Consider the following 14,045-nt stretch of genomic DNA (forward strand, 5'->3'; position numbering starts at 1 on the left):
GCCAATGCGTCCCCCTGCCAATGCAGGATAGAGCGTTTACAGTAAGTAGTCGATCGAACCAGCCTTGCGGCGTCTTTCCCCCTAACATCGATCGGTGGTTTCTTGTGCCCCTCTCCACTTGTGCCCCTCTCCATTTGAGTTCGATGATGAAAATTGCTTTGCTCACCCTCTCCGTCCTATTCGCCACAGCAAGTACTTACGCCGCTGAACCGATCTCCCTGCGTGTACTCAGCTACAACATTCATCATGGTGAAGGTGTCGATGGTTCGCTCGACCTACCAAGGATTGCCAGCGTAATTCGCTCTGTCGAGCCTGACTTAGTGGCTCTCCAGGAGGTCGATCAGAAAGTGAATCGATCCGGTGACGTCGACCAACCTGCCGAGCTAGCAAGATTGACTGACATGCATGTGGTGTTTGGCGGCAACATCGAACTGCAAGGCGGTCACTACGGCAACGCGATTCTTTCGAGATTCCCCATCACAAAATTCAGCAATCATCCCCTGCCGAACGTAGACGAGGGTGAGCCGCGAGGTGTGATGATGGCGACGATCTCGGCACCCAAACTCGACTCATCGCTGCGCCTCTTGGCGACTCATCTAGACCATCGGCGTAGTGATGTCGCCCGCGTGCAATCTGCCAAGTTTATCAATGGTTTGGTCAAGTCGGATTCATCCCCGGCGGTCTTGATGGGAGACATGAATGACGTCATTGGCAGCGCCACAATCTCTCGCTTCGATCAAGTTTGGAAACGAACGAACGAGAAACCAATGCCGACGATTCCAGTGGGGCAACCAACCCGGCAAATTGATTTCATTTTGTTTCATCCTGCAGAACGTTGGCAGGTGGTGGAAACCCAGGTGCTCGACGAAGCCGTCGCGTCCGACCACCGAGCCATTTTCAGCGTACTCGAACTCCGCAGCGAATGAAGGCAGCGAGCAAACGACGGCATGCTCCCCCGAAACGCGTTGCTTGGACTACCGACTCCATTGTCCTGGGAAATCCAGTACCGGTGACAGGATCTCTTGCCCAGCAGGGCCTCTTGTACAACAAGGCCTCGCGACCAGCAGGACCTCGCGACCAGCAGGACCTCGCGACCAGCAGGTCCTCGTGACCAGCAGGTCCTCGCGCCTAGCTGGCATTCTTGGCAGAGCGGTCAATGGGTGCGGATGCAACGAGCATGCGTTCCGAGTGCGGACCGCGGGGGCGATGGCAGACACGGGCACTCAGATCCTTCCGTGAGCGCATGATACGAATGTAGAAATGCCCGCCGAGACACTCATCAGGTGGCCCATGAATCGAGCCCCTCAACGAAAACGGCAGCCCAGGGCTGCCGTTTCGACCTCAAACTTGTTCGGTGCGTGATATGGAGTTCATCCTCTTTCGTTCTACCGCCCCGCCGCTCGTCGTTGACACTGACAACCGGAAGACGGCGACGACTCGTTAAACCGTTCGGATACACTCCCTTCCACGGCCGGTCATTATAACTTGGGCAACTGCTTTTTCACCGCTGCACCAACATCAACAATTTTGACCGAATCGTCTTCGGCGGTGACAGAGATGGTACTTGGAGTCTTTTGCTGAGACTGATAGGCCAGGTCGACCAATTGAAACGTTTTCCCTTCGACAGCACCGGATGGATCGTCGCTGGCGGTGGCCGGAGTATCGGATTGCAACTTGCTGACGGTAACCCTGTACTCGCCCAGCGGTGCTCCGCTGTATTTCCCATTGGTTTGAATGGCAGCCTCACCGTTGTCGTCAGTGGTACCACCTAGGGCCCAAGGATTCGTGGCGTCGTTCGGTATCAAGCGGACACTGGCGCCGGCCAACGGGCTTCCGGACTGCAACACTTTGACGACCAAGGGCTGCAGGTCGGGCAACCCTTCAGGACGGTCGTCTGTCGAACAGCCAGACGTTATGCATAGGAGCAGGGTGAGGTAAGAGAATAAACGAAACGAGACGGACATGTTCATGGATGTTAGGAGGATGTATTGAGAGTTTGAGTTTTAAGATGAGAGGCTTGATCGCGTTGGTCCAACCAACGCGACCAAGCCGAGCGACTGGCCGCAGGTCTACAAAGAAGACGTCGTCTCGCTGCCTTGCGGCGAGCCCATCGCGCCCCAAATACCATATGGGCTTGTACCCGATCTTACTTGAGCGGCATTCGCGTTCCCCGCGTCAATTGAATCAGTAATGAACTGCACAGACCCGTCGAGCATGAGAGCTTGAACACCGCCCTGATGGTAGCTCGTGGGGGCAAAAGTTCCCCAGGCATAATTGCTGTCAGAGTAGGCACACGACGGCGAGTTGGGTGAGAGTGTCGTTGTAAACCGATTATTAACGGCTCGTCCATCGCCAAGAATCAGCCCGCGCCAACAATCAATTCCAGTCTGGTACTGGATGCGGTCTTCGGTAAGTGCAACAGTGAGACATGCTGCCGGGATCGCGGTTGAACCGTTATAGAGCGCACTCGCACGACCAACATCACCCTTCACAAGTGCTTGTTCGCGGGGGGCCCCGGTAACCTCGCTCATCGCAATCGTATTGCTCAGACCGTCGGTACAATCCCGGAAGGCTCGCCGACTACTACGCATCGAGGCCTCCAATGCATTGACAAACATGCTGCGTGAGTCAATTTTTGAAGTCGAACCACCTTCCTGAGCGTCGGTGCGGTTGTTGTGCCACATTGCATCCCCAGTCGAGAATACATAGAGACATTTTGAAACGGTGCTGTACTCGCTGTTGGTAGCGTTGGGCGCCGAAGGACAGAGGAATGCACCCTGGGGGCCGGCATTTTGAAGGGTCGGTGAACTCCAGATCGACGATCCTGGCGCGGCATTCTTCGCATCCCGTTCAATCCCTTGATAGAGATTGCCCATTTCGAGGAAAGGCAGCAGGAAGATTGCAGCGCTGACATGCGGGTAGTCCGGGTAAGGACCACTGTAGCCTTGAAAATGAGTGGCCCCTACGGGCAATTGATCATAGGCGCTGTGGTAGTTGTGGATTGCCAGTCCGAGCTGCTTCATATTGTTGGAGCACTGCATCCGGCGTGCAGCCTCTCGCGCTGCCTGGACCGCGGGCAGCAGCAATCCCACCAACACACCGATAATGGCAATAACGACCAACAACTCAACTAAAGTGAAACCGGATCGAAAGTTCTTCATTGATAACTCTTACAGGATGTAAACGACTTGAAGTGAAGTGAAACGAGGTAAAACGAGGTGAGAACTAAGCGTTAGCTAACGCCCATTCCCTAAAATTGTGAATTGTGTCGTCGTCACGGTTGCCAACGGGAAGGCTACTCTGCACAAAACTATTGATATCGCAAAGTTCGGCAACCGATTCGACAATCACATCGGGACCATAGGCAAACTGCTCGAGATCTTCGCGGCGGGTCCCGCCCGTCAGGGTCAGCACCGTGCGATATCCCATTTGCACCCCGCCGAGGATATCGGTGTCCATGGTGTCGCCGATCATGACGGTTTGCGACGTAGCCAGATTCAATTCCTTTCTCGCCGCTCGCATCATGATTGGACTCGGTTTCCCAACGCTAAACGCTTTGCGGCCGGTGACGGCTTCGAGATAGGCGACCGTTGCCCCGCAGCCCGGACGGGTTCCCGATTGAGTAGGGCAACTTGGGTCCATATTGGTCGCGATCAGTTTGGCTCCACCCAGAATCATATTGACGGCCGATTCGAGTGCGTCCAGAGTGACTGTCCGCCCTTCTCCGACCACGACGAAATCGGGCGCATGATCGACGATCGAGAAACCGTTCTGATGCATTGCCTGTAGCAGGCCGCCCTCACCAATGATGTAAGCTGTGCCGTTGGGCTTCAGTTTGGCGAGGTAGCGAGCGGTGGCGATGGCGCAGGTGAATACGTGCGACTCCTCGACATGTATGCCCATCCGTTGCAGTTTTGTCTGAACATCCCGACGGGTGCGTTGGCTGTTGTTTGTCAAGAACAGAAACGGGATGTCGTTGCGGAGTAAGACGTCGATGAAGTGATCTGCTCCTGGGATCAATTGGCTGCCACGGTAGATCACACCGTCCATGTCGATCAGAAATCCGGTTCTCATTAATATTGCTCAAGTGTGGGTGACGATCGCCGTCTGTCTTATTGGACGCGCGAAAAAGTCTGATGGCATTGAGCAGAATGCACGTCCCATGCCGATTCTAAGAAGGGGACACGCGATGCCGTTACAGCAACCCAGTGTTCAGTCGCCAAATCTGGCGGGGGTCACGCTATCAATTTGCGCAGCGGCTCGCTGAGAAGCGCGGCAACGCTGCATGGGTTTTGCGCACCGGGATCGATCCCCCCGAACTGGCTCAACCAGCGGGGGCTCCTCATGCGCATCAACATCGTGCACTGGAGAAAATGGGTCATACACGCCCAACAGAAACAGCATCAATGACGCAATGTCATCGTGCCGCTCGGGACATTCGTGATCGCCACGAGTTGTGTTGATTCGTCCGTTCAGTCGAGTCCACATCCGCTCATCCCTTTGAGTGAGTTGCTAATTTTCATTTCCTGCGATGCGGAAAAGATTAGAGCGACTGCGCGTGGGATTCGCGTTTGCGGATTGTGAAGAATGCTTGAAGATGGATTAGGTGACTCAGCCGTGCTGCTGAATCGCTTCAATGATGGCGTGGAGGTCGTTAGCGACCGGTACGGCGCGGTTCGCAAATCCGGCTTCGGTAACACCACGGCTACCCAAAGTTTTGTCAAAGAGCTCTTTGTCAGAAGTATGATACGCGACCGTCGCGGTCGGATCTTTGAGCTCATGGCCCGTCAAGATGCAAACCACCCGGTCGCTCGGCGCGATGACACCTTCACTGCGAAGCAGCTTCGTGCCCGCGACGCTAGCCGCAGACGCCGGCTCACAGCCGAACCCCCCGGCACCAACCTGGGCTTTTGCGTCGAGTATCTGCTGGTCGTCGACTTCGCGAACGACCCCGTCCATGACTTCGAGAGCTCGCAAACATTTATTTAGGTTCACGGGTCGATTGATCTCGATAGCGCTCGCGATCGTATCAGCCCGCTTGCCATCGCGGTCCATGGCATCGTTGTACTGCGTAATCGATGTCATGCTCACATCGCCGCCGTTCCAGCGAACACCGTGGTTCTGCACGAGTTCATACAGCGTGTTGGCACCGCGGGCGTTGATCACAGCCAGTCGTGGGATGCGATCGATCAGTCCGTGCTGATACAGCTCACTGAACGCCTTTCCAAATGCGCTGCTGTTGCCCAGGTTTCCGCCCGGCACAACAATCCAGTCAGGAACTTCCCAGCGGAGGGCCTCGAGCACCCGGAACATGATGGTTTTTTGGCCTTCCAAACGAAATGGATTGACGCTGTTGACCAAGTAGATACCGAGCTCCTTGGCGATTTCTTTGACGCGGATCATGGCATCGTCAAAGTCGCCAGCGATCTGGATTGTCAAGGCGCCGTAGTCCAACGCTTGGCTGAGTTTACCGTAGCTGATTTTACCACTGCCGATGAAGATGACTGCCTTCATGGCACGGGTGGCGCTGCAGTAGAGTGCCAACGATGCGCTCGTGTTTCCAGTGCTCGCGCAGGCTGCACGCTTCGCTTCCATCATCCCTGCGTGCGTAACGGCAGCGCACATCCCATTGTCCTTAAAACTGCCCGAGGGGTTCATGCCTTCGTACTGCAGATGCAATTGGCCCGGGTTCACGCCGACGTATTTTGCCACTTCATCAGCCTGCTGCAGGAGTGTTTGTCCCTCCCCAACTGTCACGATCTTGTCGTGGGGGGCGAAGGGCAGCAATTCATGAAACCGCCACACCCCTGAAAAACGCATGGGAACGTTGCGTTGACTCCACATCGCTTCAAAGTCGCTTAAACGAGTGGGCACGCCTGCGCGGTCCCAATCGTAAGCGATATCCAGCAAATCGCCGCAGCGGTCGCACGACGTGCGAATGCTCATCGTCTCGTAGGTGGCGGCGCAGCTCGGATTGATGCAGCGCTGAAAGGCAATGTCAGTTTGAGCAGCGTTATGCTTGGCGGCAGTCGAGAGCATTCGTCAGCGGTCACAGAGGGGATGAAGGGTAGCTGGGTTCGTCGCCATCATACCCGTCCGGGCGGATGGAGGCGAGGACGTTAGCACCCTGCGAGAGAGTGGACTCAAGTCTCAACCTCGCTATCCTGCGACACGGCGGCACGGCGACACTGTGCCCCTTTATGGGCCCCGAGACTTGGAGTAGTGTAGGTAGGGTGAGGAGCGGACCTGTTGCGAGTGTTCGTCATTGTTTGGGTTCTCGATTGTTCGGTTTCAATCCATTGAGCCAATTCGCCAGCTCGGTTTGGCGACGCCTGATCTGTAGCGTCTTGCTACTGGTGTTGCTGCTTGGATTGACCGGAGTTCCGCTCACCCGCAAGGTACCCGCCAAGGAGGGGCGATTCCCCTGCGAGAATTGCCCCTGTGGCTGTGTGGATGCCGATTTCTGCTGGGATCGCTGCTGTTGCCACTCCGATGCCGATAAACTGCAGTGGGCCAGCGAAAACGATGTCACACCGCCCGCGTTTCTCGTCGCGAGAGTGACTCAGTCGGCGCGACTTGCCGGAACGCCATCATCTCGTCGGAGTAGTTGCTGCAGTCACTGCACGACTGCCACGCCGAGTCCAGCGAGTAAATCTCCTGCTGAGACCCCGCAAGTTCATCGCCTCGTGATTCTTGAGAGTGCAGCCAAGTGCCGAGGCATTGAGCTGGTTTGGTCACTGCTGTCGTGCGTGATCATCAACGCACGCCCCCCGATGCTAACCCGACCAGATCCCCCCTTCTTGTATCAGTTACCGATTATCAATGACCGGTCGCCATCGGTCTCGACCAGTCTCGATCCGCCGGTGCCCTAGTCAGGCCGATTGACTCCTCTGCTGGTTCTTCACTGGCCGTACCTGGTCACTTGGCGACGACTGCGCGCGCTCAATTATTCGCGGCCGCCCGCCAAGATTGAATTCTGCAACCAGCATCGAAACAGGTCAACGATCGGGCGTTGGAGCCCCATCCTGCCGCGCGAGGCTGCACGGACGGACGGGGAAACGCTGCGTGCTGATCTTACCGCTCCCCGTCTATATTCCGAGGTTCGCCCGTCACACCAGCGTGGTCTGCCGCGATCGGCACGGGTGTTTCCCTCGATAGCTACCATTCACTCATTCAAACCACCCAAACATACTCCCATGATCATTCACCGTTATGTCGCCCATGCTGTGCGGAATCGCTCCGCCTGGGGGCGGAATGGATTTACACTTGTCGAGCTGCTTGTCGTGATAGCCATTATCGGCGTTCTAGTAGGCTTGCTCTTGCCGGCCGTGCAAGCGGCCCGCGAAGCCGCACGGCGGATGTCGTGTAGCAATAATCTGAAACAGCTTGGCCTCGGGCTGCATATGCATCACGACGCACTTAACCATTTCCCATCACAACGACTACAAGCAATCGCACCTGTCCCAGCATCGCAACAATCGTTCTACCGCTGGGGGCCGCTGGCACTGCTCACCCCGTATCTTGAACAATCGGCGATCTATGGGGCCATTGACCTTCAGAAACCACTCTTCATTTTTTCGATGGGGCCACCCCCCGCAGTGGTGACGCATCCAGATCTCGGTGGCGCCGTCGCCACGCAGGTGCCCACGTTCCTGTGTCCAAGTGATGTCAATCAACGCGTCAGCGAAGAATGGGGCGCATGCAATTATCACGCGAACAACGGCACCGCGCAGGATGGTGGGGTTTACGAGAATTGCGATGGGTTGTTCTATATTGACTCCCGCAAGCGATTTCGAGACATCCTCGATGGCAGTTCCAATACTGCTGCATTCTGCGAAACGCTCGTGGGATCAGGCCTGCCCGACAGCACGCGTGGCGTCGCCAACTCAGGTGCCGAACGGGTAACAGCCTCGGTGTGGGACGCGGCGGCTCCAACTATCGAAGACTCCTGGTGTTTGAACGATGCCAGCCCAGTGATCTTTAGCCGTGGAGAAAAATGGGCAGATGGCTCAGTCAATGATTCAGCGTACCACCATCACCGCGGCCCCAACGCTCTTGAGAACGATTGCTACTCGCGCTACGCAGCGATCATGAGCGGTCGCAGTCGTCACGTGGGTGGCGTGATGGTAGTATTCGCGGATGGTTCAGTCCATTTCATCACCGATTCAATTGACCTGAAACCCTGGCGTTTGCTCGGTTCGATTGCCGACCAGGAAGTGATTCCAGCGTACTGACTCAAGCCCCTACTTTCATTCATTTTCAACATTGAGACATCAAGATGACTTCGATTTTCATGCTGTTCCTTGCAGCGATGACCAGCAATGGCAGCGTCTGGCCAGCCTTTCTAGGCGCCGGAGCAAAACATAAGTCCGCGCAGTCCGTGCCGCTGAACTGGTCGCCGACTGAGAATGTGGCGTGGCAGGTTGAGCTGCCAGGGTACGGTCAATCCAGCCCGGTGATCTGGGACAGTCACATCTTCGCCACCAGCGTGGAGGGGCCGAACAAGGACACTTATCACACCGTCTGCATAGACTCAGCAAGCGGCAAAGAAAAATGGCGGAAGAGCATTGCAAACTCGTTCCCGGTGAAAAACTCACACTACGTCAGCCGCGCCGCACCGACGCCGGTTGTCGATGCGAATCGCGTGGTTTCGTTCTTCGAGAGCGGCGACTGCATCGCATACTCTCACGATGGCGACGAACTATGGCGGCGAAACCTGGGCAAAGATGACGGCCCTTTGACAGCGGAATTTGGCCTGGGCGCCTCACCATGTCAAACAGAGTCACACGTATATGTCTTGCTTGAACACGATGGCCCGAGCTGCTTGCTGGCGATCGACAAGGCGACCGGCGCGACTAATTGGAAGGCTGAGCGAACACCTCGCCGTAGCTGGAGCTCGCCAGCGGTAATGGAGATTGATGGCACCACGCAAATCGTCGTCAGCTCAGCGGGCAGTGTCGATGGTTATGACGCCGCATCCGGTGATCTGCTGTGGACGTTCACGGACATTGGTGGCAATACGGGAACAACTCCGATCGAATCTGGAAATGGGCGTTTCTTGATTGGTGCCTCGGCAGGTCGCAACGGTGAGGACGCTGGCTCAGCGGCGGATTCCAACTGCCTGCTGCAAGTATCCCGAGAAAATGATGAATGGACAGTCAAACGCGAATGGATTGCTGAAAAAGCATCCCCGAGCTGGGCGTCGCCGATCATTCACGAGGGACTCGCTTATTGGATCAACCGGGCGGGGGTCGTGTATTGCTTCGACGCCGAAAGCGGCGAGCAAGTTTACGCCAACCGCATCAAACAATCTTCTTGGGCGACGCCTCTTGCTGTCGGAGGTCGAATTTATTTCTTTGGCCAGCAAGGGCTCGTAACGGTGCTCGCGGCAGGCCGCGATTTCGAGATTTTGGCCGAGAATGAATCCTGGACGGAAGACACACTCCCGGCCCAAACACCTCTTGCCGAAGAGACCACGGAGGAACGTCGCAGCGCCGCAGCGATGTTCAGCAAACCCACGCTCTACGGGGTGGCCGTCGCCGACGGATCATTGATCCTCCGTGTCGGGAACTGCTTAATCGCCATCGGCGAACCGTCGTCGGACAAATAGCTGTCGAGGCGATTTAACCGCCCGGCATCCGCGTTACTTTGGCACCACGCAGCTCATGTCCCACACACGGACAGTCCCGTCGCGACTGCTGGTGGCGATGCGGTGGGCGGTCGGGTCGAGGGAAACATTGTGGACAGCCGAGGCGTGGCCGCGGAGCGTTGTGATCGCGTCACCGTTGGAGAGATCCCAGACGCGAGCGGCGCCTCCCTGTTCACCGGTGACAAGATGCGTGCCGTCGCCGCAGAAGGAGACCCCCCAGATGTCTCCTTCACTGCCGACGAGATTCATCACTTCGGCGCCAGTCTCGGTATTCCAAACACGAACGTTCTTGTTCCATCCTACGGATGCCAATAGCGGGCCATCGGGAGCAAACTTGACGCTATAAATCGGGCCGTCGTGGCCCGCGAGCGTATTGCGCTCGTCGAGCGTCTCAGCATCGAACACTCTCACCACTTTATCGCTGCCGACACTCGCGATGAGTTTGCCATCACTGGAGTAATCGATACCAAGAATGGAGCCCGGTTGGTTTTTGCGGGCGAGCTGTTCGCCAGTATCGATGTCATACACATGGATGGTGCCTTCGACATCACCAGCGACGACACGATGGCCGTCCGGTGAGAATGCAACGCTACGGACCGCATTGTCTGCTTTCCATTCACTGACCAATTCGTAGTGATCGGAGTCCCATAGTTTGATCGATGAGTCATCCCCGCTGGTCATCAAGAGCGGGCGGGTAGGATGATAGGCAACCATCCACACAATCCCCCGGTGGGCGTTAAAACTCTTTAATAACTGTTGATTGCCAATATCCCAAATTCGGACGCTGCCATCTTCGATCGCCGCCGCCAACCGCTCTCCGTCAGGTGCGAAGTCGACCGACCAAACGGTACCGGGGTTATCGGGCAAGATGACCGAGGGGAAATCATCGCCAGTGTCGGTACGCGACATTACGAATCCGGCCGTTAGCAGGCAAACCAAGCCGAATGCAGCGGCCCCCCATGCCGCCATCACCCAGCGACGCTCCAAACGCCGGTAACTTCCCGAGAGTTTTTTAACTTCCTTCGCGGCGACGCTGGGTACTTGAAGAGGCGAAATCGGGCCGTATCCATTGACGATCGATGCCAAGGCCGTGGCCACCGCGCTAGCAGACTCAGGCCGGTCCTCGGGTTTCTTCGCTAGCAGCGACAGGATCAGATCGGAAAGCGGACGTGGGATTGCCGCATTTAACTTGTGAGGTGCTTCGGGCGTCAGATGCATGATGTTTTGCATTACTCCGAGCGCCGAGGGAGCTTGAAACGGAGCCACGCCGGTCGCCATCTCATACATCACCGCCCCCAGCGAAAAGAGATCGCTCTGTTCATTGGCCGTCTCGCCCAGTGTTTGCTCGGGCGACATGTACAGGGGCGTGCCGGTGACCATGCCGGTTTTGGTGAGCTTGACATCATCGGTGGCTCGAGCGAGCCCAAAGTCGGTTAGCTTGACTCGACCGGTCTCCGCTTCGATCATGATGTTCGCCGGTTTGATATCACGGTGAACCATTTCTCGCTTGTGCGCCGCCGACAGCCCCGCGGCAATTTGCATACTGATCCGCGCGACGTCATTGGGTGGCAACGGACTGCGATCACTTAATCGGCGTTCGAGCGTATCGCCCTCAATCAGTTGCATCACCAGATAAGCAACTTCACCCTCATGCGCCTTGGCCACGTGGTACATCGGCACGACATGCTCGTGCGAGATCGCCGCGGCAGCGCGACCTTCACGACAGAATCGTTGGCGGGCAACATCGTTGGCTTGATACTGCGGATTGAGCACCTTGATCGCCACGCTACGATGCAAATGAGGATCAAAAGCCTCCACGACAATCCCCATGCCGCCACGTCCGATCACGCGGGCGATCTGGAAGTGGTGCAACTTGCCGAGGTAGGCTGGGTCGTCCGACGGATCCAGGAAATCCAGCTCGCCGGCGGGATCCTTCGTTTGCGCCAACTCGCCATTGGCGCTAGGATCCGTGGTGCGGTTCTCATGAATGCCACTGGGATGTTCCTGCTCGATGCGAGCCATTGCATGCCAATAGTTCGATTCTTTGCCCGGATTCCATTTCTTCACACCCGACACAAGATCGTCAATCGGCAGTTCACCGGTCGCGTCAGCCTGCAGAGCTCCTTGACAGGTTACGCACGTTTCAATGTGGTCAGTGAAACGAATATTGTCGTCAACGGACAAGGAACCTCGAATCAGACCACTGAGTTGTTCAGGCGTCGGGCATGCGGATGTAACATTCATAATTCGTTGTTAAGCCTTTTCTTCGGCGAGCAGTCGTTCAATCTCAATCCGCAGCTTCGCCGTCACTCGACTCCGGGCGACGTAGACGGCGCCCTTCGACATTCCAATCTGGTCGCCAGCCTCCTCTGCAGATAGCCCCTTCATCGCAGTAAGTTCAAAGGCCATCCATGTCTTTGTTTCCGTTTTTAGCTTCACCGACTCCATGGCGATTGCCGCGAGTTGCCGTTGAAACTCAAGCTCCCACTGCTGCTCGAGATCACCGTCGTCGCCGCTCACTTGTCCGAGCAATTTGTACTGACCGGAATCATTACCGATCGGCCCGAGCCGATTGCGTTTCTCAAAATAGGTCGAGAGCTTATTTCGAGTGATGGTGAACAACCACGCCCGAAATCCACCCTTCTCTTTTTCGTATTCAAGTCGGTTGATCGCCATCGCAACACTTCGCATCACGTCCTGAACCAAATCGGAGGCGTCGGCGTCTTGCAAGCCACGACGACGCACGAAGCGATAGATCATGGGCCCATAGTCACGCAGAAACTCTCGCCAGGCATCGCCATCACCATGATTTCGCAACCGCAGCAATAACGTTGCTCGTGTTGGCGGCGATTCGGACATGCGGCGTCTCCAGCAGGGCGACAATGGTTTCAATTCATTGTATCGCCCGGTAGTTGCTGGAGAAGACGACGCGATCACGCTGGACTCTCCTCCATGTCCGCGTCGACGACATTCTCAGCAAAACTTTGATAGGCGGCACCGATCTGCTTCGCCATCGAATCGGGCCAAACGTGAAACCGGCCCTCCGCAAGGGCATCAAAGATTGCCATCGCGACCACCGACGGTGGCTCGGCATTCTCCTCCAGCCCAGCCGCTGTTGCCATATCGGTTTGAATCGGGCCGGGATGAACGCTAACCACCTGCGTGTTCTGATCTCGGAGCGAATCACGCAGCCCCTGCGTAATCGCATAACTGGCCGCTTTGGATGCTGAGTAGGTGGCCACATCTGCAAACGTCTTGACCGAAACAACACTGTTGAGCTGCACCAAGGCACCGCCACCACTGGACTTAAGCACAGGTGCGAACGCTTGGGCAACACGCATCAGCCCGTAAACATTCACGTTCATCTCATACTGAAGCGAATCAATCGCGTTGGGGTCTATCGCGCTAGCGGATTTCAAGACACCAGCGTTATTGACGACAACTTCGGTGTCCGCTGCTAATTTCGCCGCAGCAACAATTGACGCGGGATCCTCCAAATCAAATGCTATGGCAACCACTCGATCACCATGTTCGGCGATCAAGGGGCTCGCCGAGTCAACATCACGCACCGCGGCGTAGACTTTCGTCGCACCGCGCTGCAACGCTTCCTCGAGGATTGCTTTTCCGATACCGCGGTTCGCACCGGTCACCAATACGGTCTTATTCTTGACGTCGAATGCCATTTAATCACCCTTCAGTTGGACATGGTTCCGTGCACCACAATCGTGGCTCACAAGAGTGTCTACCGTTGGAATCGGGTGGCCTTACAGCAATTGCAAAATTTTTTTCCGACCTCCCGGAAGGAAGGCGGACTTTCTCCTCCTCCGCTCCGGAAGTTTTCCACCATCGAGAACACGAGCGAAACACTGAGCGAACATCCGCTGAGCGAACATCGCAAGCGTCGCACTGAGCCGATTTTTCTCGGCCCAAGTGACTGCATCAGGCGGGATTGCCGCGCTCCGCGAGTCGTACTCAACAGTCGAGACAGATTTTCAGCGAGCGTTGAGCTGCTGAGCGCGAGCCATCGCGTCTTCTGCTTTGCGAATGTACTCTTGATTCTGTGTACCGGCCCAGGCCCGCTGATAGGTGACACTCATTGCCGTGAAGTTGAATGCGTCCTCAGGTTCGAGCTCACAAACGCGTTCACCATGCTGAATCGCTAGGTCGTGCTGGTCGGTCTTCGTGTATGCCCGCGAGAGGGCGAGATGAGCCAATACGAAGGTGTCGTCTTCGGCCACGATTGCCTCCAGCGCAGGAATTGCTTCGTCGTACTTGTCTTCGTCGATCAGCTTTTCGACTTCGTTGTACTTAGCGTGAATATCGGACATGGTTCGGGGCTTTGAAAGTGGTTCGGGCAAGTATCCGTAGCTTGGGACCATTGTCCCGAGCGAGCACA

At 56.3% G+C, this 14,045-nt stretch carries 12 protein-coding genes; 4 read left to right on the forward strand and 8 right to left on the reverse strand.

Features of this window, described 5'->3' with window-relative positions:
• The first annotated feature begins 143 nt into the window (after positions 1 to 143).
• Positions 144 to 926 (forward strand): endonuclease/exonuclease/phosphatase family protein, encoded by a 783-nt coding sequence (locus Poly21_RS01285; RefSeq protein ID WP_146405198.1) that lies wholly within the window; start codon positions 144 to 146, stop codon positions 924 to 926.
• Between the two features lie 552 nt (positions 927 to 1,478).
• Here the strand turns inward: Poly21_RS01285 and Poly21_RS01290 are convergent.
• The 4 genes from Poly21_RS01290 to thrC all read right to left on the reverse strand — a co-directional run bounded on the left by Poly21_RS01290 (position 1,479) and on the right by thrC (position 6,039).
• Entirely contained in the window at positions 1,479 to 1,964 is a 486-nt protein-coding gene (locus Poly21_RS01290) for a carboxypeptidase-like regulatory domain-containing protein (protein WP_146405200.1), read from the reverse strand.
• 105 nt (positions 1,965 to 2,069) lie between these two features.
• Complete coding sequence (locus Poly21_RS01295; RefSeq protein WP_146405202.1) at positions 2,070 to 3,161, reverse strand: DUF1559 domain-containing protein; 1,092 nt, start codon at positions 3,159 to 3,161, stop codon at positions 2,070 to 2,072.
• 64 nt (positions 3,162 to 3,225) lie between these two features.
• Positions 3,226 to 4,074, reverse strand: a complete 849-nt coding sequence (locus Poly21_RS01300; RefSeq protein ID WP_146405204.1) for an HAD-IIA family hydrolase — start codon at positions 4,072 to 4,074, stop codon at positions 3,226 to 3,228.
• Between the two features lie 537 nt (positions 4,075 to 4,611).
• Positions 4,612 to 6,039, reverse strand: a complete 1,428-nt coding sequence (gene thrC / locus Poly21_RS01305) for a threonine synthase (protein ID WP_146405206.1) — start codon at positions 6,037 to 6,039, stop codon at positions 4,612 to 4,614.
• A 260-nt stretch (positions 6,040 to 6,299) separates the two neighbouring features.
• Between thrC and Poly21_RS01310 the strand changes: the two genes are divergently transcribed.
• The 3 genes from Poly21_RS01310 to Poly21_RS01320 all read left to right on the forward strand — a co-directional run bounded on the left by Poly21_RS01310 (position 6,300) and on the right by Poly21_RS01320 (position 9,610).
• The gene (locus Poly21_RS01310; protein WP_146405208.1) at positions 6,300 to 6,872 is read left to right on the forward strand and encodes a hypothetical protein; all 573 of its coding nucleotides are present in this window, start codon (positions 6,300 to 6,302) and stop codon (positions 6,870 to 6,872) included.
• Between the two features lie 324 nt (positions 6,873 to 7,196).
• Positions 7,197 to 8,234, forward strand: a complete 1,038-nt coding sequence (locus Poly21_RS01315; RefSeq protein ID WP_146405209.1) for a DUF1559 family PulG-like putative transporter — start codon at positions 7,197 to 7,199, stop codon at positions 8,232 to 8,234.
• 44 nt (positions 8,235 to 8,278) lie between these two features.
• Entirely contained in the window at positions 8,279 to 9,610 is a 1,332-nt protein-coding gene (locus Poly21_RS01320; protein WP_146405211.1) for an outer membrane protein assembly factor BamB family protein, read from the forward strand.
• Between the two features lie 33 nt (positions 9,611 to 9,643).
• Here Poly21_RS01320 and Poly21_RS01325 read toward each other — a convergent pair whose 3' ends face one another.
• The 4 genes from Poly21_RS01325 to Poly21_RS01340 all read right to left on the reverse strand — a co-directional run bounded on the left by Poly21_RS01325 (position 9,644) and on the right by Poly21_RS01340 (position 13,977).
• Positions 9,644 to 11,893: a WD40 repeat domain-containing serine/threonine protein kinase gene (locus tag Poly21_RS01325; protein WP_146405213.1), complete on the reverse strand. Its 2,250-nt coding sequence runs from the start codon at positions 11,891 to 11,893 to the stop codon at positions 9,644 to 9,646.
• Between the two features lie 9 nt (positions 11,894 to 11,902).
• On the reverse strand, positions 11,903 to 12,508 hold the full coding sequence (locus Poly21_RS01330) for an RNA polymerase sigma factor (RefSeq protein WP_146405215.1): 606 nt from the start codon (positions 12,506 to 12,508) through the stop codon (positions 11,903 to 11,905).
• A gap of 74 nt (positions 12,509 to 12,582) precedes the next feature.
• Positions 12,583 to 13,332, reverse strand: a complete 750-nt coding sequence (locus Poly21_RS01335) for an SDR family oxidoreductase (protein ID WP_146405217.1) — start codon at positions 13,330 to 13,332, stop codon at positions 12,583 to 12,585.
• 309 nt (positions 13,333 to 13,641) lie between these two features.
• Positions 13,642 to 13,977 carry a tetratricopeptide repeat protein gene (locus Poly21_RS01340; RefSeq protein ID WP_146405219.1) on the reverse strand — a complete coding sequence of 112 codons (336 nt, stop codon included), beginning with the start codon at positions 13,975 to 13,977 and terminating at the stop codon, positions 13,642 to 13,644.
• Positions 13,978 to 14,045: the final 68 nt, after the last annotated feature.

The organism is Allorhodopirellula heiligendammensis (assembly GCF_007860105.1).
GTDB classification, from domain to species: Bacteria; Planctomycetota; Planctomycetia; order Pirellulales; family Pirellulaceae; genus Rhodopirellula; species Rhodopirellula heiligendammensis.